The 22,700-nt window shown below is 42.2% G+C and carries 19 protein-coding genes; 12 read left to right on the forward strand and 7 right to left on the reverse strand.

Features of this window, described 5'->3' with window-relative positions; genetic code table 11:
• Positions 1–385 precede the first annotated feature (385 nt).
• Positions 386–1,252: a PA4780 family RIO1-like protein kinase gene (locus tag L2703_RS14415; RefSeq protein WP_248971775.1), complete on the reverse strand. Its 867-nt coding sequence runs from the start codon at positions 1,250–1,252 to the stop codon at positions 386–388.
• 225 nt (positions 1,253–1,477) lie between these two features.
• Here L2703_RS14415 and L2703_RS14420 point away from each other — a divergent pair, with 225 nt between their 5' ends.
• On the forward strand, positions 1,478–1,951 hold the full coding sequence (locus L2703_RS14420) for a YciI family protein (RefSeq protein ID WP_248971776.1): 474 nt from the start codon (positions 1,478–1,480) through the stop codon (positions 1,949–1,951).
• Between the two features lie 147 nt (positions 1,952–2,098).
• Here the strand turns inward: L2703_RS14420 and yfaE are convergent, their stop codons facing one another.
• From yfaE to ubiG, 5 genes are all read right to left on the reverse strand, one after another.
• The gene (gene yfaE, locus L2703_RS14425) at positions 2,099–2,467 is read right to left on the reverse strand and encodes a class I ribonucleotide reductase maintenance protein YfaE (RefSeq protein WP_248971777.1); all 369 of its coding nucleotides are present in this window, start codon (positions 2,465–2,467) and stop codon (positions 2,099–2,101) included.
• Positions 2,457–3,587, reverse strand: coding sequence for a class Ia ribonucleoside-diphosphate reductase subunit beta (nrdB, locus tag L2703_RS14430; protein WP_248971778.1), 1,131 nt, complete (start codon positions 3,585–3,587; stop codon positions 2,457–2,459). Before nrdB ends, yfaE begins: the two co-directional genes overlap by 11 nt.
• Positions 3,588–3,655: 68 nt before the next feature.
• Complete coding sequence (nrdA, locus tag L2703_RS14435; protein ID WP_248971779.1) at positions 3,656–5,944, reverse strand: class 1a ribonucleoside-diphosphate reductase subunit alpha; 2,289 nt, start codon at positions 5,942–5,944, stop codon at positions 3,656–3,658.
• Positions 5,945–6,555: 611 nt separating this feature from the next.
• Positions 6,556–7,218 carry an HAD family hydrolase gene (locus L2703_RS14440; RefSeq protein ID WP_248971780.1) on the reverse strand — a complete coding sequence of 221 codons (663 nt, stop codon included), beginning with the start codon at positions 7,216–7,218 and terminating at the stop codon, positions 6,556–6,558.
• A gap of 104 nt (positions 7,219–7,322) precedes the next feature.
• On the reverse strand, positions 7,323–8,045 hold the full coding sequence (gene ubiG, locus L2703_RS14445) for a bifunctional 2-polyprenyl-6-hydroxyphenol methylase/3-demethylubiquinol 3-O-methyltransferase UbiG (protein WP_248971781.1): 723 nt from the start codon (positions 8,043–8,045) through the stop codon (positions 7,323–7,325).
• A 387-nt stretch (positions 8,046–8,432) separates the two neighbouring features.
• On the opposite strand from ubiG, the gene gyrA reads away from it, so the two are divergent.
• Positions 8,433–11,153 carry a DNA gyrase subunit A gene (gene gyrA, locus L2703_RS14450; RefSeq protein ID WP_248971782.1) on the forward strand — a complete coding sequence of 907 codons (2,721 nt, stop codon included), beginning with the start codon at positions 8,433–8,435 and terminating at the stop codon, positions 11,151–11,153.
• 223 nt (positions 11,154–11,376) lie between these two features.
• On the forward strand, positions 11,377–12,468 hold the full coding sequence (gene serC, locus L2703_RS14455) for a 3-phosphoserine/phosphohydroxythreonine transaminase (RefSeq protein WP_248971783.1): 1,092 nt from the start codon (positions 11,377–11,379) through the stop codon (positions 12,466–12,468).
• Positions 12,469–12,832: 364 nt separating this feature from the next.
• Here the strand turns inward: serC and L2703_RS14460 are convergent, their stop codons facing one another.
• Positions 12,833–14,026 (reverse strand): amino acid aminotransferase, encoded by a 1,194-nt coding sequence (locus L2703_RS14460; protein ID WP_248971784.1) that lies wholly within the window; start codon positions 14,024–14,026, stop codon positions 12,833–12,835.
• Positions 14,027–14,452: 426 nt separating this feature from the next.
• Here L2703_RS14460 and aroA point away from each other — a divergent pair, with 426 nt between their 5' ends.
• From aroA to L2703_RS14505, 9 genes are all read left to right on the forward strand, one after another.
• Positions 14,453–15,733: a 3-phosphoshikimate 1-carboxyvinyltransferase gene (gene aroA / locus L2703_RS14465; protein ID WP_248971785.1), complete on the forward strand. Its 1,281-nt coding sequence runs from the start codon at positions 14,453–14,455 to the stop codon at positions 15,731–15,733.
• Positions 15,734–15,910: 177 nt separating this feature from the next.
• Complete coding sequence (gene cmk, locus L2703_RS14470; RefSeq protein WP_248971786.1) at positions 15,911–16,600, forward strand: (d)CMP kinase; 690 nt, start codon at positions 15,911–15,913, stop codon at positions 16,598–16,600.
• A 113-nt stretch (positions 16,601–16,713) separates the two neighbouring features.
• Positions 16,714–18,381 (forward strand): 30S ribosomal protein S1, encoded by a 1,668-nt coding sequence (gene rpsA, locus L2703_RS14475; protein ID WP_188740495.1) that lies wholly within the window; start codon positions 16,714–16,716, stop codon positions 18,379–18,381.
• Positions 18,382–18,457: 76 nt separating this feature from the next.
• Positions 18,458–18,745, forward strand: a complete 288-nt coding sequence (ihfB, locus tag L2703_RS14480; protein WP_248971787.1) for an integration host factor subunit beta — start codon at positions 18,458–18,460, stop codon at positions 18,743–18,745.
• Positions 18,746–18,866: 121 nt separating this feature from the next.
• Positions 18,867–19,163 carry a LapA family protein gene (locus L2703_RS14485; protein WP_248971788.1) on the forward strand — a complete coding sequence of 99 codons (297 nt, stop codon included), beginning with the start codon at positions 18,867–18,869 and terminating at the stop codon, positions 19,161–19,163.
• 1 nt (position 19,164) lies between these two features.
• Positions 19,165–20,325, forward strand: coding sequence for a lipopolysaccharide assembly protein LapB (gene lapB / locus L2703_RS14490; protein ID WP_248971789.1), 1,161 nt, complete (start codon positions 19,165–19,167; stop codon positions 20,323–20,325).
• A gap of 51 nt (positions 20,326–20,376) precedes the next feature.
• Positions 20,377–21,069 carry an orotidine-5'-phosphate decarboxylase gene (pyrF, locus tag L2703_RS14495; protein ID WP_248971790.1) on the forward strand — a complete coding sequence of 231 codons (693 nt, stop codon included), beginning with the start codon at positions 20,377–20,379 and terminating at the stop codon, positions 21,067–21,069.
• A gap of 58 nt (positions 21,070–21,127) precedes the next feature.
• Positions 21,128–21,940, forward strand: a complete 813-nt coding sequence (locus L2703_RS14500; RefSeq protein ID WP_248971791.1) for an SDR family oxidoreductase — start codon at positions 21,128–21,130, stop codon at positions 21,938–21,940.
• Positions 21,941–21,966: 26 nt separating this feature from the next.
• Entirely contained in the window at positions 21,967–22,518 is a 552-nt protein-coding gene (locus tag L2703_RS14505) for a DUF2058 domain-containing protein (protein ID WP_248971792.1), read from the forward strand.
• Positions 22,519–22,700 lie beyond the last annotated feature (182 nt).

A 22,700-nucleotide genomic window follows, 5' to 3' on the forward strand; every position in this document is an offset into this window, starting at 1 on the left:
CAAGGTGACCGCTCAGAATGCGTCCAGCGTTTTTTGATTAAGGCGTCGCTATGTAGTAATGGTTGTTCCCTCTCAAATAGCGAGAACACAGAGCCCAAGCGGCTGGTGCATTCCTTTGTGGCAAGTGTTAAAAGGGCTTACACTGCGTTGCATGACTTCGAAAGAGAATCGCTATTCATTGAGTCATTCGCCTTGTTTAAGTTCTTTTAAATTCTCGCGAATCGATCATTTACTCACGCGCAATGTTATCAGCATGTTCGCATTTTTGTGTTAATGGCTATTATTGGGTTAACATCAGCGCCGTGGCGTCAAGCGATGTTAATCTGCACAGGTATGCTAAGCAGAGTTAAGCGGCACAGGACCATAGGTTCACTTTCACAATCAATTAGTCATCATAGTGGTCATTATCAATTGCATGCTGACGTTGTTGTTTAAATTGCGCCTCTTGGTATGCGGCGTTTATCTCATCAAGTACAGATGCCACATCTGCCGTATTGGTATCTTCATCAAACATGCCGGTTAATACCGTATCTGCTTCTAATTTTCCTTGCTCATACAGTGACCACATTTCTTTGGCATACTTTGTTTGCAACAGCTCTGGAGCAAATTGGCCGTAGTATTCGGTCATGTTATTTACATCGCGATACAACATGGCTCTGGCATTGTTGTTAGCCGAAGCATCGACGGCTTGTGGAAGGTCGATGATAACCGGACCATGACTATCTACTAATACATTAAACTCAGATAAATCACCGTGCACAATACCGGCACATAGCATACGTACTATGTAGCCCATCATAGTGTGATGTTGTGACATGGCTTGTGCATGGGTTAAGTTTACGTCGTTTAAACGTGGAGCCACATCGCCATTGGCATCGGTGATCAACTCCATCAATAATACACCGTCAAAACAACCGTAAGGCACAGGTACGCGTATCTTTGCTGCAGCGCATTGATACAATGCATCCACCTCGGCATGTTGCCAGGCTTTCTCTTGTTCTTCGCGACCGTATTTCGAGCCTTTTTCCATCGCACGACCACGACGGCTATTTTTGGTTTTACGTCCCTCTTGGTATTGTGCTGCTTTTTTGAAGCTGCGTTTAGTCGCTTCTTTATAAACTTTGGCACAGCGGATCGCATCACCACAGCGGATCATATAGACCGTGGCTTCTTTGCCGCTCATCAATTGGCTTATGACTTCGTCAATAAGGCCATCGTCAACCAGAGGTTGTAAACGTATTGGGGTTTTCATAGCGCCCGTTATACATGAGTTATGTCAAGGATGATATATTTTGGCAGACTATTTTTGTGTTGATTCGGTAAGCGGTATTTTTTTTATACAATTGCTGTCTAAAAAACATCAGGAGTGTGTATTGGCTCACCTTGTGGTTGTCAGAGCAGCAGTTTGCATGGGTTTCGGGTAAGATAAGAGCATGTTGGTACATAATCGTCTTTTTAGTACACAAAAGGAATACCGATGAAAACTCATTCTCGTATGTTAGTCCGTTTATTGATGATAAGCGCGATAATGTCATCGCCGTTACAGGCCAAAACACAGGTCAACCCATTGTTTGATCAAGCTCGTGCGACAAAAAACGGGGCAGATGAATACGGCATGAAACGCTATGTAATGGCATTTCTTAAACGTGGTCCAAATCGTGATCGTCCAAAAGCTGAGGCGGATGAACTGCAACGGCTACACATGGCCAATATTGGACGTTTAGCCGAAGAGGGTAAATTGGTATTAGCAGGTCCATTTTTGGGAGATGGTGATTTACGCGGAATTTATATTTTTGATGTAGAAACCCTTGAACAGGCTAAACAATTAACTGCAACCGATCCAGCGATTAAAGCAGGCAGTTTGATAATGGAATTAGTACCTTGGTATGGCAGTGCAGCGTTAATGGAAGTCAATGGGATCCACAATACCCTAGCGAAAACCCTAATGTAATCTAATGTGGGTGATGCTGTTATCTTGGTAACAATTTATTTTTAAGTGATTGCTATTTAACTGAATATTATTTAAGTGGTTATCATTACCGTGGTGCTAGCTATTTACCCACATGCTGCACAAAATAAGTCGCACATTTTGATTTGTTTAACCTTCGTGGGCCAGTTTAGTCAGCGCGGGTGTCGCAGTAGGATTATTGCTGTATTGACGTTTTACTACAACCTCAACTCCTTTAGTGGATAACTTCAGGTTGAGATCTGACTCTGGTACACAACAGCAGGGTAAACACTCGTTTGCTTTGAGCTCAGCTAATGGCGTAGTGAGATAACTCACTTCGCCAGAAATCACCGTGGTTTTACACGCGCCGCAAAAACCATTACGGCACTCTGAAAATACCTTGACCTTTTTCGACTCAAGCGCTTCTAGTAAGCTTGAATGTTTGCCGTCAAACAAAATCACCGGCTGACCTTTCAAGCTTACGATTGGGGCTTTTTTAAAAAAATTTCTATAAGTCAAAGTCTAAAAACTCATCGCCATCGACAGAAGAATCAATTTGTCCAACAAGGTATGAAGACACTTCAACTTCTTGCGGGGCAACTTGCACTGCATCGCTTTCTAACCAGTTCTTCATCCACGGTAGTGGGTTTGAAGACTCTTCGTACGGTTGCGGTAAGTGCACCGATTTCATGCGTTGGTTAGTAATAAACTCAACATATTGACATAAAATTTGCTCATTTAAGCCGATCATTGAGCCGTCTTTAAACAAATACTTAGCCCATTCTTTTTCTTGCTCAGCGGCTTTAACAAACAAATCGTAGGCTTCTTGCTGGCACTCAATGGCAATTTCGGCCATTTCTGGGTCGTCTTTACCGCCTTGCATTAAGCTCAGTATGTGCTGCGTGCTGTTAAGGTGTAAGGCTTCATCACGTGCGATTAAGCGGATGATTTTGGCATTACCTTCCATTAAACGGCGCTCTGCAAAAGCAAATGAACAGGCAAAGCTCACATAAAAGCGAATGGCTTCCAGTGCGTTTACAGACATCATGCACAAGTACAGAGACTTTTTAAGTATGCGTAAATTAACGGTAATTGTTTCACCATTAATCACGTGAGTCCCTGAACCATGCAAGTTATACACTTGTGTTAGCTTGATTAAGTCATCGTAATAACGTGCAATGTCACCGGCGCGTTTTAAAATGTGCTCATTTTCCACAATATCGTCAAACACCACAGAGGGGTTATTCACAATATTACGGATAATGTGGGTGTATGAACGTGAATGAATGGTTTCTGAAAACGACCAAGTTTCAATCCAGGTTTCTAATTCCGGCAGCGATACCAATGGCAAAAATGCCACATTTGGCGAACGGCCCTGAATAGAGTCAAGCAAGGTTTGATATTTAAGGTTTGAAATAAAAATGTGCTTTTCGTGTTCAGGTAATCCCCCGAAATCGATTTTGTCACGGCTTACGTCAACTTCTTCAGGACGCCAGAAAAACGATAATTGTTTTTCAATTAGTTTTTCAAAGACTTCATATTTCTGTTGATCGTAGCGAGCTACGTTAACGGATTGACCAAAAAACATCGGTTCTTTAGTAGAGTCGTTAGGTGTTTGACAAAATGTTGAGTAAGCCATTATTTAAGTGTCCTGAAAACGCATTTCAAAAAGCGGGGAAGTCCCCGCTCAATAATTACATTAGATAATTAGATTTTGCACGCACCGCCTGCACAACCATCATCTTCTTCCTCTACGGCAACCAAATCGTCAAACTGATCTTTCGCGCCATCACGAGTGTTATGGTAATACAAGGTTTTAACCCCTAACTTGTACACACTTAACAAATCTTTAAGTAAGGTTTGCATAGGTACACGTCCGCCTTCAAAACGGCTTGGGTCGTAGTTAGTGTTAGCTGAAATCGCTTGGTCAACGAACTTCTGCATAATGCCCACAAGTTGGATATAACCATCATTGTTTGGCATGTTCCATAATAATTCGTACTTGTCTTTTAATAGGTCAAAGTCTGGTACGACTTGCTTTAATTGCCCGTCTTTACTTGCCTTAACACTGATTAAGCCGCGTGGAGGCTCGATACCATTAGTCGCATTAGAAATTTGCGATGAGGTTTCTGACGGCATTAATGCTGACAAGGTTGAGTTACGTAAACCGTACTGTTTAATGTCGCTACGTAGGGTTTCCCAATCCATGTGTAATGGCTCGTCACAAATCTTATCGAGATCACGCTTGTAGGTATCGATAGGTAAGATACCTTGCGAATAAGTAGTCTCGTTAAATAGCGGACAGGCACCTTGTTCTTTTGCTAAGTTCATTGAGGCTTTCAGTAAGTAGAACTGAATTGCTTCAAAGGTTTTATGGGTCAAGTTGTTGGCTGAGCCGTCTGAATATTTTTTGCCATTTTTAGCAAGGTAGTTAGCAAAGTTAATCACACCAATACCTAAGGTGCGACGGTTCATTGAACCAAGTTTTGCTGACTTGATTGGGTAATCTTGATAATCAAGTAAGTTATCAAGGGCACGCACAGCAAGATCGGCTAAAGGTTCAAGTTCTGATAAATCCTGAATAGCACCTAGGTTTAATGCTGACAGCGTACACAATGCAATTTCGCCGTTTGGATCGTCGATGTTAGTGAGTGGCTTGGTAGGCAGAGCAATTTCTAAACACAAGTTAGATTGCTTAATAGGAGCTACTTTAGAATCGAACGGACTATGTGTATTGCAGTGATCCACGTTCTGAATATAGATACGGCCAGTTGAAGCACGCTCTTGCATCATTAATGAAAACAGTTCAACGGCTTTAATTTGTTTTTTACGGACGTTGCTGTCTTGCTCATACTGTAGGTATAAACGTTCAAATTCTGCTTGATCTTCAAAAAATGCATCGTAAAGACCTGGCACGTCCGATGGACTAAACAAACTGATGTATTCGCCTTTAATTAAGCGTTGGTACATTAATTTGTTTAATTGCACACCATAGTCAAGATGACGTACACGGTTATCTTCAACACCACGGTTGTTTTTAAGGACAAGTAGTGACTCAACTTCTAAATGCCATAACGGGTAGAATAGGGTAGCAGCACCACCGCGCACACCGCCTTGAGAACATGATTTAACCGCAGTTTGAAAATACTTATAAAAAGGTAAACAACCTGTGTGGAATGCTTCGCCGCCACGGATAGGGCTTCCTAACGCGCGGATACGACCAGCGTTAATACCAATGCCGGCACGTTGACTGACATATTTAACGATAGAAGATGCCGTGGCGTTGATTGAATCTAGGCTGTCATCACATTCAATTAATACACATGAGCTGAACTGGCGCGTTGGCGTACGTACACCAGACATAATCGGTGTCGGTAATGAAATTTTAAATAATGACGTCGCATCATAAAAACGCTTGATGTAATCCAAACGAGTGTCTTTTGGATAACGAGCAAACAAACACGCGGCCACTAAAATATATAAAAACTGTGCGCTTTCATACACTTCATGTGTGACACGGTTTTGCACTAAATACTTACCTTCTAATTGCTTAACCGCAGCATAAGAGAAGTTCATATCGCGCCAGTGGTCGATATAGCTGTCTAAGGTTTCAATTTCTTCACGGGTGTAATCGGCCAAAATATGCATATCATATTTGCCCATTTCCACTAAGCGTGTCACGTGATCGTATAGTTTAGGTGGTTCAAATTGACCAAAGGCTTTTTTACGTAAGTGGAATACCGCTAAACGTGCTGCTAAAAACTGATAATCAGGTGAGTCTGGCGAGATTAAGTCAGCAGCTGCTTTAATAATGGTTTCATGAATGGCTTCAGTTGGAATGCCGTCAAAAAACTGCAGATGAGATCGAAGTTCAACTTCAGATACCGAGACGTTTTTTAATCCCTTGGCTGCCCAAGTGATCACGCGGTGAATTTTATCTAAATCGATAGTTTCACGTTCGCCACTGCGTTTAGTGACTGTCATATTGCTATTCATTGAAGAGAGGCCTTGGTTTTATATCCGGTCATGTGATCATGTTCAGGATGCTGTGTTACTTTATTCGATCAGAACAAATCACAAAACAGTTCCATGTTAAAACAATCATCCTGAATGCACTTACGCCGATGTACATCTACAGTACGTTCAGTAAGCAGCTACGTTTTTACTGCAAGTGCAGCGTAGTGTTTAGATTGTTACCCACACACAAGATATGGTGTTATTTATAAACTGAGATACAAGATAGTGAGGTTTGAGCTGATTTGCAAGCCACAATTTCATTAACTTCTTGTGGATAAGTTGAGGATAAAGAGCAGGGTTAGTAACGACTAACCCTAGAGCCCAAATTTATATAGTGTTTTTGACGGTTGATGATTTTTTATCCGATAGATTAGAAAAATTTGATCGATAAAATAAGCAGCGATCAAAATTTTATGGCCATTTTTAGATTGATCTTTTATTGCTTTTGATGTGCAGCAGAATGAGCAGCAAAAAATGGATAATCAACCACGGATAACGCTCGCGGCAAAGTTTATTGGTTAATGATACATGCGTCATACCAATGTGCATTGAGTCAATGAGCGATTATCTATTAATAATGTACATAGGTATTATTGGCTAAAAAACTGTGTCAATGAGGCGCCATGTTCAAATTGGCGTTTTGACGGCCATAAGTCAGGCTTATCTGTAGCAGATAAATAGCCCCACAATGCTACGGCACCCAGCATATTAGCATTATTGGCGGCAACGAGATCGCGTTCTGCATCGCCTAAGTACAAAATGTGTTCAGGCGGCGTGGCAATTTGTTGTGCGGCTAACAACATAGGTGCAGTATGCGGTTTCGCGAAGCGCGTGCTGTCTCCGCTGATCATCGCTTTAAGGTTGGCAGTTAAACCCAACTTGTCGACTAATGGTCGTGCAAAGCGTGCAGGTTTGTTAGTGACAACCCCATAAGGAATACTTTGTTGATCGAGCAATGTGAGTAACTCTGCTAACCCATCAAATAAACGACTGTAAGTGCCATTCACCTGAACATAGTGGCGTAACAACCCCTGTTGTACGCTCATTTGTGTGGTTTCATCTGCTTCTGGAATGGCTGTTTTAACTAAAAATAAGCTTCCGTGCGACGCGGCATGGCGCATTTTATCAAGTGGTTGGGCACTAAAGCCTGAATCGTTTAAGCTGAGATTAAGTGCATGAACTAAATCAGGTGCTGTGTCTGCTAATGTGCCATCAAGGTCAAATAAAACGCCTTTAACATCATGTTTATGCACTTATTTATTCCTTATAAAAGCGTTGAGTGATTATGTTGAGTGAGTGTCAGGTGTCACAAGAGGATGTGGCCGATAAAGACGACTTTATCGGCACGATGACAGTGTTAATCGACTTTTTGCGTGGCAATCATGTAGTTAACATCTACATTTTTAGTGTATTTAAACACACCAGAGAGTGGATTGTAGGTAATGCCTAATGCGTCTTTACATAATAAGTCGGTATTATCTACTAAGGCCATTAACTCAGACGGACGAATAAATTTACTGTGATCGTGCGTGCCAATAGGCAACATTTTCAGTAAGTACTCTGCACCAATAATGGTTTGTATATAAGACATCATATTGCGGTTTATGGTTGAGAAAAACACAAAACCGTTTGGTTTAACCATATCGCAACATGCTTGAATGACAGACTGTGGGTCTGGAACATGCTCAAGCATTTCCATACAGGTGACGACGTCATAGTATTCAGTGTGGTTGCTGCGATGATCTTCTGCGGTTGTTTTAAGATAATTAACCGTCACCCCCGCGTCTAATGCATGAAGTTTGGCGATTTCTAGTGGATCAGTACCCATGTCGATACCATCAACATGAGCACCGATACGAGCCATGCTTTCAGATAAAATCCCGCCACCACAGCCCACATCTAACACTTTTTTACCAAAAATCCCGCCAGCGGTTTGGTCGATATAATTTAATCGCAGTGGATTAAGTAAATGCAATGGCTTGAACTCGCCATTAAGATCCCACCAGGTTTGGGCCATGGCTTCAAATTTTGCGATCTCTTGTGGATCAACATTGGCTGTTGAGTGTTCAGCGTTTGACATAAATTAACCTAACTGTGTAGTGATGTATGGCGGTTATTATAACGATAACCTTTACGAATAGTAGTCAGCATTATGCTTTTGCGTCCTCGTGCTGTTTATTAAATCATCACTTAACGCCTGCGCTGGCGATTTTTACAACTTAACATGGGTAAACCCTCAGCGGTTTGAGTGTTACACGCATTTAAATTTGCATTATGTTGGTTAAAATTGATAGCAAATTAACTGAAAATATTCACTTTTTTATAATTTTTATACACTAGAGTCGATTTGGCTGGTGTTTGCTCTGGCGACAATAAATATCTGTGTTAGAATGCCAAATCACGTTTTTAAGCTAGATAATAATATGGAAGTTTTATTGTCAGCTAATTTTAGGGGAACGCGCAGTTTATGACTGATCTGGCATCATCTATTTCGCCAATTAATATCGAAGACGAACTTAAGAATTCTTACCTTGATTACGCCATGAGTGTAATCGTAGGTCGTGCATTACCTGACGTCCGTGACGGTTTAAAACCAGTTCACCGTCGCGTACTGTTCGCCATGAGTGAATTAAAAAACGATTGGAACAAACCATATAAAAAATCCGCTCGTGTGGTTGGTGACGTTATCGGTAAATATCATCCGCATGGTGATACCGCGGTATACGATACAATAGTACGCATGGCGCAGCCTTTCTCGCTACGTTATACACTTGTTGACGGACAAGGAAACTTCGGTTCAGTTGACGGTGACTCAGCAGCGGCAATGCGTTACACCGAAATCCGTATGCAAAAGTTGGCGCACTCGCTACTTGCCGACCTTGAAAAAGAAACCGTTGATTTTGTGCCTAACTATGACGGCACCGAATTTATTCCTGCGGTATTACCCACACGTGTACCTAACCTGTTAATTAACGGTTCATCGGGTATTGCTGTGGGTATGGCGACCAATATTCCGCCACACAATTTAAGTGAAGTTGTTCAAGGTTGTTTGGCATTAATTGCCGACCCAAGTTTGTCGATTGAACAATTAATGGAATATATTCCAGGGCCAGATTTCCCAACTGCGGCGTCAATTAACGGTCGTAAAGGCATTATTGATGCCTATAAAACGGGTCGTGGCCGTGCGGTAATGCGTTCTAAAGCCGAAGTCGAAACAGAAGAAAATGGCCGCGAGCGTATTATTGTTCATGAAATTCCTTATCAAGTTAACAAAGCTAAGCTGATTGAAAAAATTGCTGAGTTAGTTAAAGACAAAAAGATTGAAGGCATTAGCGGTTTACGCGACGAGTCTGACAAAGACGGTATGCGTATCGTAATTGAAATCAAGCGCGGTGAAGTGGGTGAGGTTGTTCTTAACAATTTATATGCCCAAACACAAATGCAGTGTTCTTTTGGTATTAACATGGTGGCATTGACCAATGGTCAGCCTAAATTGTTTAACCTTAAAGAAATGCTTGAGTGCTTTATTCTTCACCGCCGTGAAGTGGTGACACGTCGTACTGTATTTGAGCTGCGTAAAGCCCGTGAACGTGCCCATATTCTTGAAGCATTAGCGATTGCTCTGGCTAACATCGACCCAATCATCGCCTTAATTAAAGCATCGCCAACACCAGCTGAAGCGAAAGTGAAGTTAGTGGAGCAAGGGTGGGATTTAGGCCATGTGCAAGGCATGCTTGAAAAAGCAGGCGATGATGCTGCGCGCCCAGAATGGTTAGAGCCAGAGTTTGGGATCCGCGACGGCAAGTACTATTTAACCGAGCAACAAGCACAAGCGATTCTTGAGTTACGCCTACACCGTTTAACCGGTTTAGAGCACGACAAGATTTTAGCTGAATACGAAGAACTATTAGTCTTAATTGCTGGCTTATTATTAATTCTTCGTAGCCCAGAACGCTTAATGGAAGTCATCAAAGAAGAACTAGAAGAAATTCTAGAGCAATATGGTGATGCCCGTCGTACTGTGATTAACGCTAACGAAATTGACATGAGTCTTGAAGACTTAATCAATGAAGAAGACGTTGTTGTGACCTTGTCGCATTTAGGTTACGCCAAGTATCAGCCATTGTCTGACTACCAAGCTCAGCGTCGTGGCGGTAAAGGCAAAGCAGCAACCAAAGTAAAAGATGAAGATTTCGTTGAAAAACTATTGGTTGCCAATACCCACGACACTATTTTGTGTTTCTCTGACTTTGGTAAGATGTACTGGTTAAAAGTGTATCAATTACCATTAGCGAGCCGCGCATCTCGTGGTCGCCCAATTGTGAACTTATTGCCATTATCTGATGGCGAGCGTATTACTGCTATTTTACCAGTACGTGAATACGCTGATGATAAATTTATTATTATGGCTACCGCAGACGGTACAGTGAAGAAAACCGCACTTACTGCATACAGCAACCCACGCGCCAACGGCATTATTGCTGTGAACCTAAAAGATGGTGACCAATTAATTGGTGTGGACATTACTGACGGTAGTAACGACATCATGTTGTTCTCTAACGAAGGTAAAGTGGTTCGCTTTAACGAAAAAGCCAAAGACAGCGAAACGGGCGAAGTAAAAATTGATGCCGAAACCGGTGAAGAAGTGATTGCCCTTCGTCCAATGGGCCGTACAGCAACTGGTGTGCGTGGTATTAAGCTTGAAGAAGGCCAAAAAGTAGTGTCGTTGATTGTGCCTAAAGGTGACGGCGCAATCTTAACTGTAACCGAAAATGGTTACGGTAAGCGTACTGAATTAAGCGAATACCCAGCGAAGAGCCGCGGCACCAAAGGTGTTGTGTCTATTAAAGTGAGTGAGCGTAATGGTGCCGTTGTCGGTGCTGTACAAGTGGGTGAGTTTGACGAAATCATGCTCATTAGCGACAAAGGCACATTGGTTCGTACACCTGCTGACGGGGTTTCAATTATTGGTCGTAACACCCAGGGTGTGACCATTATCCGTACTGCGGACGATGAAAAAGTGGTCGGTCTACAGCGTATTGAAGAAATTCAAACTGAAGAGCTGTTAGATGAAGAAGGCAATGTGATTGCACCTGCAACTGACGCTGAAGCAACAGATGTTGAATCTGTTGGTGAAGAGCTTGATACAGATGTACAAGAAGATGTTCAAGACGACGAGCAAGACTAACCTCATCGTAACCTGTACACCTTAAAAACGAGCGCCTAATGGCGCTCGTTTTATTTTGCGGAAAATTATTCATCAAAATAGGCAAATAAAGCCCTATTCAACGGCAAATAAAGACCTTAGTATTAACGGCCATATTATGATGATATCAATGGTATGAATTATCTGAGTAGATCAGAGCGTTAATGTGATTGGTATGAATACAAACTGAGTCAAGGAGTTGTCTGTGAGCGCGATTTATAATTTCTGTGCGGGTCCTGCCATGTTACCTCAAGCTGTGATGCAAAAAGCACAACAGGAATTAATTGATTGGAATGGTCTTGGCGTTTCCGTGATGGAAATCAGCCACCGTAGTAAAGAATTTATAGCGTTAACTGAGCAAGCTGAAATCACCTTACGCCAATTAATGAATATCCCTAAAAACTACCATGTGCTTTTTATGCATGGTGGCGGTCGCGCTCAATTCTCCAATGTGGTGAATAACTTTTTAGGTGATAACGGCCGAGCACTTTACCTCGTGAGTGGGCAATGGTCTTCAGCAGCGGTAAGTGAAGCCATTAAACTTGTAGGTGAAAGTCAAATCGACAGCCTTGATATCGTTGAAAAAGTTAACGGATTAAACCAAGTTAACTTACCTGATCTTCATGCTATCGATAAAGACTACCGTTATGTGCATTACTGCTCTAATGAAACGGTAGACGGTATTGAGATTTTTGAAGAATTAGACAGCCCATGGCCGGTGGTGGCCGATCTGTCATCAACCATTATGTCTCATGAAATTGATGTCAGTAAATACGGGCTTATTTATGCGGGTGCGCAAAAAAACATTGGCCCATCAGGTTTGTCGATAGTGATTGTGCGCGACGACATGCTGAAATTACCAACATTAGCACAGTCGTCAGTGATGGATTATCGCGTTGCGGTTGAGCATGGCTCAATGTTTAATACACCGCCAACCTTTGCCTGGTATCTCGCATCAGAAGTGTTTGCCTGGTTAGCCGCTAATGGTGGCGTAAGTGCCATGGCTGAAGTCAATCAACAAAAGGCAGCATTACTCTATAGCTGTATAGACGCGAATCCATTTTATAAAAATGGGGTTGCACCACAAAATCGCTCGCGGATGAACGTGACGTTCCAATTAGTTGATGAAAGCCTAGATGCTGAATTTTTAAAACAAGCAGAGCAGGCCGGTTTAGTTGCGCTAAAAGGTCATCGTATTGTTGGTGGTATGCGTGCCAGTATCTACAATGCCATGCCTATTGAAGGTGTCCAAAAATTGGTCAACTTTATGGAGCAGTTTGCCGCTCAACACGCTTAGCGGCTGGCTGTTGCCATTCATCACGCCTCGATGGCGGTGCTAAATCAAAAAAGATCCCTTGCGGATCTTTTTTGTTATTTTTTGCACCGTTTTGCGCGCAAATGCGCCTTTATACCAGTCCTTTTTAGTTAGTGGGCTATGACTTAGCGCGCCCTCAAAGGCTGCCACGACTACCTCACTGATTACTTTCGCTAAAAGCGCGTATTCTAACGCGGGTAGGTATTATGCATCCGCACAAAAAATCAATATCAATTAGTTATCCTGATTGGTTTTTGTGTAAAGCTTTAGGTCATGTATCATCAGACAAAATAAAGCCGACTTTCAAAGAGTCGGCTTTTATTATTTGAGTCAGTGCAACCTGACGCTATTTGATGACTGCAGCGATTGATTTTGCCAAATAATCAACGTTTGCTTCGCTAATACCCGCAATGCTAATGCGGCTTGAACCGACCATGTACACGCTGTATTGCTGTTTCAACGTTGCAACTTGTTCAGGGTTGACCCCTAAAAATGAGAACATGCCTTTTTGACGTGCAATAAAGCTAAAGTCGCGGTCAACACCATTGGCAATGAGCTGATTAACCAGCATTTCACGGTTGCCGTTAATACGGTCACGCATCACTTTAAGCTCGTCTAACCATTGTTGTTTAAGGGCATGGTTGCCTAAAATCGTTTCGACGATAGCTGCGCCATGCGCTGGCGGCATAGAGTAAATACAACGGATCACATACAACAGCACTGACTGCGCGATATCTGCCGTGGCGCTGTCTTTTGCCACAATGGTGCAAGCACCGATGCGTTCACGGTAAAGACCAAAGTTTTTAGAGCACGAACTACATAAAATCATGCTTTCAACTGCCGCAGCCATTTGGCGCACACCGTAGGCGTCTTCATCAACACCATCACCAAAGCCCTGGTAAGCCATGTCGATTAACGGTGTAAATCCTTGTTTAACCGTAACCTTAACCACTTCGTCCCATTGCTCGATCGTTAAGTCCATACCACTTGGGTTATGACAACATGCATGCAATAACACCACATCGTCTTTACCTATGGTGTTTAAGGTTGCCATCATTTGCTCAAACTTGAGGCTTTTAGTGTCGTAATCGTAATATGGGTAGGTTTTAACAGTGATACCTGCCGCTTCAAATAAACCGGTATGATTGGCCCAGGTTGGGTCACTGACCCACAATACCGCATTAGGATTACAACGTTTTATAAAGTCAGCGGCGACACGCAGTGCACCGGTTCCGCCAGGGGTTGACACTGTACGTACTCGGTTAGCAATCAGTGCACTGTGGCTGGCACCAAAGGCAAGTTCTGTCATTAACTGATTGAAGGGAGCCGAACCCGTTGGGCCAATATAGACCTTGGTCGTTTCGGTGTCTAAACGAATTTTTTCAGCGGCTTTAACACAGTCTAATATTGGCGTGTGCCCTGCAGGATCTTTATAAACTCCAACGCCTAAATCGACTTTATTAGGGTGGCTGTCTTCGCGATATTGTGTCAAAAGACCCAAAATAGGGTCAGCGGGGAGTGCTTTAAGGGTATTAAACATGGATAGCGCCTTATATTTACTATTTACACTAAGCATAACGCGCTTTAAACACAGAGTTAAAGCCATTATTATCAGTTAAGTTAATTAATCGCTAATTGAGATTATTTCAATTGGAAAGTTAATTGAACGGGCAAAAAATACTGTCATGTTGACAAAATATCTGCTGTAATGCTCCTCCATTACAATTTTTGATGTTTGATTGAAGCAAAACCTGATAAATGGTTGGCTTTAGTTGCCATATCAACACGATGTTATGTTTGATTTGAGTGACTTTTTAGTATATCAACTCATTATAAAATACGTTCAAACTTAAGATGTTAACCGTAATGAATTTATGCCACTTGATTTACGCTGTTTGGCAATAACTGAGTGATGTTTACCACTAAGATTAACTTTAACCTAATCTGTAGCAAAAGAAGAAAGCGAATGAAGCAACTGCGTCTTGACCCAATTACATGCATAAATGGCGAAATTAATATTCCCGGTTCTAAGAGTATTTCCAATCGTGCATTATTGTTAGCCACTCTTGCCAAAGGCACAACTACACTCACCAACTTACTCGACTCAGACGACATTCGTTACATGCTGGCGTCATTGAAGCAATTAGGCATTCAATATAGTTTAAATGATGATAAAACCGTGTGTGTAGTGGAGGGCAATGGCGGACCATTAGTATCAGCAGATGCACAAAGCTTATTTTTAGGCAACGCCGGTACTGCAATGCGTCCATTATGTGCCGCGCTCACCTTAGGTGAGGGTGAGTTTACCTTAACCGGCGAACCTCGTATGGAAGAGCGTCCTATTGGCGACTTAGTTGATGCATTGCGTCAATTAGGGGCCGATGTGACTTATCTTAAAAATGATGGTTTTCCACCGTTAACCATTAATGCGACGGGTCTTAATGGTGGCGATGTCGACATTGCCGGAGATTTATCAAGTCAGTTTTTAACTGCGCTTTTAATGGTTGCGCCGCTCACTAAAGACAGTGTAAACATTAAAATTAAAGGTGAGTTGGTGTCTAAGCCTTATATCGATATTACTATCGCGCTAATGAAACAGTTTGGTGTTGAAGTGATTAACCATCAATATCAGCGTTTTGAAATTAAATCCGGACAACAATATGTATCACCCGGTAAGGTTTTAGTAGAAGGTGATGCGTCATCTGCTTCGTACTTTTTAGCTGCTGGTGCGATTCAAGGCGGTGAAGTAAAAGTGACTGGTGTTGGCCGTTTAAGCATTCAAGGTGATGTGAAGTTTGCCGATGCATTAGCGCAAATGGGCGCTCAAATAGAGTGGGGCGACGATTACATTATTGCTCGTAAATCGCCGTTAACAGCCATCGAAATGGACATGAACCACATTCCAGATGCGGCAATGACAATCGCTACCGCAGCGCTGTTTGCTAAAGGCACCACCAAACTGACCAATATTTATAACTGGCGGATTAAAGAAACCGATCGTTTAGCGGCCATGGCAACTGAGTTACGTAAAGTCGGTGCGACAGTCGAAGAAGGTCATGATTATATCACCATAACTCCACCAGAAACCTTACATACTGCAGCGATTGATACTTACAACGATCATCGCATGGCGATGTGTTTTTCAATGATGGCGTTTGCTGAATGCGGTATTACCATTAACGATCCAGACTGTACATCAAAAACGTTTCCAGACTACTTTAGTCAATTTGCCCGCTTAGCAAAATAAACGTCATACCAGCTGATTGACTCGCCCTTTTACATTAACTTACATGTAAAAGGGCGATCTTGATTCTAATATCCAAAAATTCATCAGTATTTAAGATTGTTTTGTTATACAATGCGCGCGCTTATTTTGATGACCCTTTATCTTTTCAGGGACGATAGATTATTTTCGGAGGAAATTATGTCAGACCGATCTCCAGTGATCACAGTTGATGGCCCTAGTGGTGCAGGGAAAGGGACAATCTGTCAATTATTGGCACAACATTTAGGTTGGCATTTATTAGACAGCGGTGCAATTTATCGTGTATTAGCGTTAGCGGCTATTCATCATGATGTAGAACTTGAAAACGAAGAAGCCTTAACCTTATTAGCCGCGCATTTAGACGTACAGTTTTTAACCGGTAACGACAATGACGCCATTAAAGTTATTTTAGAGGGCGAGGATGTGACCACCACCATTCGCACTCAAGAATGCTCTAATGCCGCCTCAAAAGTGGCCGCATTACCACGCGTTCGTGAAGCATTATTGCGTCGTCAACGAGCCTTTAGTGTCGCCCCTGGTCTAGTGGCCGATGGCCGAGATATGGGGACTGTGGTTTTTTCAAAAGCACCGGTAAAAATATTTTTAACCGCCTCAGCGGAAGAACGGGCCCAAAGACGCTATAATCAGTTGCAGGACAAGGGCTTCGATGTTAAAATCGACCGCCTTTTAGCTGAAATTATTGAACGAGACGACCGTGATATTAATCGCGCTTCATCGCCACTAGTTCCTGCTGAAGATGCACTTGTTATTGATACAAGCGGCATAGGCATTGAAGACGTATTAAAGCGTGTGCTTGAATACGTTGAACAAAAAATTACTGTTGCATAGTCGAATCGTCGATTATTAACCAGTAGGTATTTGTGTTAAGGATGACACAAATAATATTACTAGACTCCACATCTAGGATGGATGGTGGTTTATTACATAAAGTAACTTAAAACATGACTGAATCTTTTGCTGATCTATTTGAACAATCCCTTCAAACCCTAGAGTTCCGTCCAGGTTCTATCGTTCGTGGTACTGTTGTTGCCATCGAAAACGGTATGGTACTTGTTGACGCAGGCCTTAAGTCTGAAAGCCCAATCTCTGCTGACGAATTCAAAAACGCACAAGGCGTTTTAGAAATTCAAGTTGGCGACGAAGTTGACGTAGCGCTTGACTCTGTTGAAGATGGCTTTGGTGAGACTCAATTGTCTCGCGAAAAAGCTAAGCGTCATGAAGCTTGGATCGTTCTAGAAAAAGCGTACGAAGATGCTGAAACTGTAATCGGTATCATCAATGGTAAAGTTAAAGGTGGTTTCACTGTTGAATTAAACGGTATCCGTGCCTTCTTACCAGGTTCTCTAGTTGACGTGCGCCCAGTTCGCGACACCGCTCACTTAGAGTACAAAGAATTAGAATTCAAAGTTATCAAGCTTGACCAGAAGCGCAACAACGTTGTTGTTTCTCGTCGTGCAGTTATCGAATCTGAAAGCAGTGCAGAGCGTGATGCACTTCTTGAAAATCTACAAGAAGGCCAAGCAGTTAAAGGTATCGTTAAGAACCTTACTGACTACGGTGCATTCGTAGATTTAGGTGGCGTTGACGGTCTATTACATATCACTGATATGGCGTGGAAGCGTGTTAAGCACCCATCTGAAATCGTTAATGTTGGTGACGAAATCAACGTTAAAGTACTTAAGTATGACCGTGAGCGTACTCGCGTATCACTAGGTCTTAAGCAACTTGGCGAAGATCCATGGTTAGAAATCAGCAAACGTTACCCAGAAAGCACTAAGCTAACTGGTCGCGTAACTAACCTAACTGACTACGGCTGCTTCGTAGAAATCGAAGAAGGCGTTGAAGGTTTAGTACACGTTTCTGAAATGGATTGGACTAACAAAAACATTCACCCATCTAAAGTTGTTAATTTAGGTGATGAAGTTGAAGTGTTAGTACTAGACATCGATGAAGAACGTCGTCGTATTTCTCTAGGCCTAAAACAATGTAAAGTTAACCCATGGGATGACTTTGCAACTAAGTTTAACAAAGGCGACAAAGTATCTGGTAAGATCAAGTCAATCACTGACTTCGGTATCTTTATCGGTCTTGACGGTGGAATCGATGGTCTTGTTCACCTATCTGACATTTCTTGGAACGGTACTGGCGAAGACGCAGTGTCTGAATACAAGAAAGGCGACGAAATCCACGCAGTGGTTCTATCTGTAGACCCAGAGCGTGAGCGCATCAGCTTAGGCGTTAAGCAAACTGAAGATGATCCATTCAACGCATACCTAGCAGACAAGAAGAAAGGCACCGTAGTTAACGGTACTGTTTCTGCTGTTGACGCAAAAGGTGTTACAGTTGAATTAGCAGAAACAGTTGAAGGTTACATCCGTGTAGCTGACATCTCTGCAGAGCGCATCGAAGACGCATCTACTGTATACTCAGTAGGTGATGCAATCGAAGCTAAGTTCATGGGCGTAGATCGTAAGAACCGTTCTATCAGCTTATCTATCAAAGCGAAAGATGAAGCTGAACAGAAAGAAGCGATTGCTACTCTGAACAAGCAAGATGACGTTGTAATGAGCAGCGCGATGGCTGAAGCTTTCAAAGCAGCTCGCAAGTAATCGAAATCGTCTGTTGTATGGGGACTTCGTCCCCATTAGGCGACTGTGTTTGGCTTGATAATATGGAATAGCTAAGATGACAAAATCTGAACTGATCGAAAAACTCGCCACTAGGCAGTCGCAATTGTCTGCAAAAGAAGTGGAAAGTGCAATCAAAGAAATGTTAGAGCAAATGGCGACAACATTAGAAAGCGGTGATCGTATAGAAATCCGTGGATTTGGTAGTTTTTCTCTTCACTATCGTGCGCCTCGTACTGGCCGTAATCCAAAAACAGGTACATCTGTTGAATTGGAAGGCAAGTATGTACCGCACTTTAAACCAGGCAAAGAACTGCGCGAACGTGTCGATGCTGTTAATGCTTAATTAACGCTCTTAAAAAAGCCTCCTTTGGGAGGCTTTTTTGTATCTAATCACAGTCAATGCTGGTCAGTTTGCTAAATTTCTTGGATAATCATTATATTGATGCGTATACATGGAGAATAACGTGAGATCTTTTATTGTCATTGTACTAATTGGATTACTGTTTGTATTAGCCTTATTGTTTGGTGCTAAAAACGAGCAAGTTGTCACCTTGAGTTATTTTATCGCCGAAGGTGAGTACCGTTTACCTGTTGTGCTTGCTAGCGTATTTTTTAGTGGCTTTATTATTAGCTGGGTATTTGCCAGTTATTACATTATAAAACTTAAACTTGCTTTACGTAAAAGCAATAAAGCACTTAAAAAATTTACCACAGTTGATGCAATAAACATCGACGTACCCGCAAAGGATCAAGCTGTCTAGTATGCTAGAAATCTTGTTCTTGCTATTGCCCATCGCCGCTGGTTACGGTTGGTACATGGGGCGACGCAGTATTCGCCAAAGCGATAGCCAAAAAAGTAAAAAGTTAAGCCGAGATTATTTTACTGGGCTTAATTTTTTACTGTCTAATGAGTCTGATAAAGCGGTAGATCTGTTTATCAGTATGTTAGACGTTGATGACGAAACCATAGATACTCATTTGTCGTTAGGGTCATTATTCCGTAAACGTGGTGAAGTGGACCGCTCTATTCGGATCCATCAAAACTTAATTGCCCGCCCAAGTCTTACCAATGACCAACGTGACATTGCCATGATGGAACTTGGTAAAGATTACATGGCAGCAGGTTTTTACGACCGAGCAGAAGAGATCTTTATCAATTTGGTCAGTCAAGATGAACACAGTGAAGAAGCTGAAACACAGCTTATTTTAATTTATCAAGTGACCAAAGAATGGCAAAATGCCATTGATATCACCAAGCGATTGCCACGCAAACGTCAACAGGCACTCAAATGCACCACTGCGCATTTTTATTGTCAACTTGCAGATGAAGCGCAAAACGACAACGACAAAATCAAAAAATTACAACAAGCCATTAAACAAGATGCAAAATGCGGTCGGGCCTGGTTAACCCTTGCCAAAATATACCTCGACGCAGGTCAATTTGACTTATGTAAACACGCCATATCAGAATTAAAAACAGCAGACATTGATTTGTTTGCTGATGCTATCGCTACAGCTAAACAGGTTTACCGAGACACCCAAGACCCTGATGGTTATCAAGAATTACTTGCCAAAGCCATTGCAGAAGGCGCTGGGGCTAGTGTCACAGTTGCGTTAGCCGAACATAAAATTAGTGTTAATCAACATCAAAGTGCTGAAACCATGATGCTCGATAGCTTATATCGTCATCCAACAATGAAGGGATTTCAGCATTTAATGAAACTGCATATCAAGCAAGCTGAAGATGGCCAGGCAAAACAAAGCCTGTCTATGTTAGAGCAGCTTGTCGAACAACAAATTAAATTCCGTCCAAGTTATCGCTGTACTGCCTGTGGTTTTCCATCACACGGCTTATATTGGCATTGTCCGTCTTGTAAGCAATGGGGCAGTATCAAGCGCATTAAAGGCCTGGACGGTGAATAAGCCTAATACACTCTATAATAACTAACACATGCTATTGCCGCTGGAGTCCAAATGACTGATAAACCCATTGTAGTTGCCCTCGACTATGACAATAAAACAGATGCACTGAGTTTTATTGATAAACTCGATCCAACCATGTGTCGTTTAAAAATCGGCAAAGAAATGTTTACCTTGTTTGGCCCGCAACTAGTAAAAGACATCCACAGCCGTGATTTCGATTTATTCCTTGATTTAAAATTTCATGACATTCCTAACACAGTGGCAAAAGCAGTGGCTGCGGCGGCTGATTTAGGCGTTTGGATGACCAATGTGCATGCCAGTGGTGGATTAGCCATGATGCAAGCAGCAAAAAAAGCACTGTTGCCTTTTGGTAAAGATGCGCCGCTGTTGATTGCCGTTACCGTGCTAACTTCAATGTCTGATGACGATTTAGCCTTACTCGGTATTAATGTGCCTGCATTTGAACATGTGCTGAGATTAGCTAAATTAACTCATCAAGCCGAGCTTGATGGTGTGGTGTGCTCAGCGCAAGAAGCTAAACTGCTAAAATCATCTTTTGGGCAAGACTTTACTTTAGTGACCCCAGGGATCCGCCCTGCAGGAAGTGATACGGGTGATCAACACCGAGTCATGACACCACCACAAGCGATTGCAGCAGGTTCAGATTACTTGGTGATTGGTCGCCCAATTACCCAAGCTGCAGATCCATTAGCAGCACTTAAAGCTATCCATCAATCGCTATAATGTGTTACCGATAAAGATATCGTATTAGCTTAACCCGAACACAAAATAAGGGATAACTATGTTTGATTACACAGGTAAAAATGTTGTTGTCGTGGGCGGCACTTCTGGGATTAACCTGCAAGTGGCAATCAATTTTGCTAAAGCAGGCGCCAATGTGGCTGTAGCCAGTCGTAATATAGATAAAGTAAATAATGCCGTTGAGTTATTAAAACAAGCCCATTCAACTGGTAACCACTTAGGGGTGAGTTTTGATGTGCGAGACAACGAAGCGTTAAGCCTTGGTTTTGCACAAATCGCTGCACAATATGGCCACATTGATCTTTTAGTGAGTGGTGCAGCGGGCAATTTTCCTGCTAGTGCGGCTAAATTGTCTAACAACGGTTTTAAGTCGGTGATTGATATCGATCTTATTGGTAGCTTTCAGGTATTAAAGCAAGCTTATCCTTTGTTAAACAGACCCAATGCCAGTATTATCCAAATTTCAGCACCCCAGGCATTTATTGCCATGCCACTTCAAATTCATGTGTGTGCCGCCAAAGCAGGAGTTGATATGTTAACTCGCACATTGGCACTAGAGTGGGGCGTTGAAGGTGTGCGTATTAATTCGATAGTGCCAGGCCCGATAGCCGACACTGAAGGTTTTAATCGTTTGGCCCCAAGTGACGCGTTACAACAAGGTGTCGCCAATAGTGTGCCGTTAAAACGCAACGGCCAAAGTCAAGATATTGCCAATGCGGCATTATTTTTAGGATCGGATATGGCCTCATATATTACCGGCGTCGTGTTACCAGTAGATGGTGGCTGGTCGTTAGGTGGTGCCAGTATTGCGATGACCGAATTAGGCAATTTAGGTGCTAAACAAGGCTTATAGATATTCATTTTTAAAGGTAATAAATCATGGCAAATGCATTACAAGATCAATTATTAAAAGCCGGTCTTGCCAGTAAACAAAAAGTACGTGATGTTAAAACACAAAAACGTCGCGATAAAAAAGCGAAAGTTGACGATGGCAGCGCTGAATTAAAAAAGCAAATTGCCGAGCAAAAGTTACAGCAAGCCAAAAAAGATAAAGCCCTCAATGAACAGCGCTTTGCACAAGCAACTGAAAAAGGCCAGGTTCGTGGGTTAATTAGTGAGTTTTCTAAGTTCGCCATAAACATCCCTAAAGATGCCGAGCTTAAGTTTAACTACACCTTAGAAAACAAAATTTACTCGTTATACATTACTGATAAAATTCAAGCTGAGCTGCTTAACGGTACTTTAGGCATTGTGCGTCATGAAGATAAAAGCTATTTAGTGCCACACAAGTTAGCTGAGCGAGTAAAATTATTAGTGCCGCAGTGGTGTGGTTACTTGTGGGATAAAGCCGCAAAAGATGCGGTAGAGCAGGTGAGTGATGCTGACGATCCTTATGCAGATTACGCCATCCCAGATGATTTAATGTGGTAATCAATACCGTAACAAAGCCTCTGTGATAGAGGCTTTTTTGTATAAATTATTGATGCCCGTTCAACAATAATACTAATCAACCTCAGCTCTGGATAACAAACGCCTTTCAAGCAGTCCTTTGCCTTCCTCACTGCGTTGAATTAACTTGCAATAGGCTAGCTATTGACGCGTTAATTCGCCTT

The sequence above is a fragment of the Shewanella basaltis genome (genome assembly GCF_023283885.1).
Lineage (GTDB): Bacteria > Pseudomonadota > Gammaproteobacteria > Enterobacterales > Shewanellaceae > Shewanella > Shewanella basaltis.

Bases quoted from the DNA above. Each gene is read 5' to 3' on its own strand.
- L2703_RS14415 (WP_248971775.1), bottom strand. From the start codon at position 1,252: ATGAAAACCCCAATACGTTTACAACCTCTGGTTGACGATGGCCTTATT.
- L2703_RS14420 (WP_248971776.1), top strand. From the start codon at position 1,478: ATGAAAACTCATTCTCGTATGTTAGTCCGTTTATTGATGATAAGCGCG.
- nrdB (WP_248971778.1), bottom strand. From the start codon at position 3,587: ATGGCTTACTCAACATTTTGTCAAACACCTAACGACTCTACTAAAGAA.
- nrdA (WP_248971779.1), bottom strand. From the start codon at position 5,944: ATGAATAGCAATATGACAGTCACTAAACGCAGTGGCGAACGTGAAACT.
- ubiG (WP_248971781.1), bottom strand. From the start codon at position 8,045: ATGTCAAACGCTGAACACTCAACAGCCAATGTTGATCCACAAGAGATC.
- gyrA (WP_248971782.1), top strand. From the start codon at position 8,433: ATGACTGATCTGGCATCATCTATTTCGCCAATTAATATCGAAGACGAA.
- L2703_RS14460 (WP_248971784.1), bottom strand. From the start codon at position 14,026: ATGTTTAATACCCTTAAAGCACTCCCCGCTGACCCTATTTTGGGTCTT.
- aroA (WP_248971785.1), top strand. From the start codon at position 14,453: ATGAAGCAACTGCGTCTTGACCCAATTACATGCATAAATGGCGAAATT.
- cmk (WP_248971786.1), top strand. From the start codon at position 15,911: ATGTCAGACCGATCTCCAGTGATCACAGTTGATGGCCCTAGTGGTGCA.
- rpsA (WP_188740495.1), top strand. From the start codon at position 16,714: ATGACTGAATCTTTTGCTGATCTATTTGAACAATCCCTTCAAACCCTA.
- ihfB (WP_248971787.1), top strand. From the start codon at position 18,458: ATGACAAAATCTGAACTGATCGAAAAACTCGCCACTAGGCAGTCGCAA.
- lapB (WP_248971789.1), top strand. From the start codon at position 19,165: ATGCTAGAAATCTTGTTCTTGCTATTGCCCATCGCCGCTGGTTACGGT.
- pyrF (WP_248971790.1), top strand. From the start codon at position 20,377: ATGACTGATAAACCCATTGTAGTTGCCCTCGACTATGACAATAAAACA.
- L2703_RS14500 (WP_248971791.1), top strand. From the start codon at position 21,128: ATGTTTGATTACACAGGTAAAAATGTTGTTGTCGTGGGCGGCACTTCT.
- L2703_RS14505 (WP_248971792.1), top strand. From the start codon at position 21,967: ATGGCAAATGCATTACAAGATCAATTATTAAAAGCCGGTCTTGCCAGT.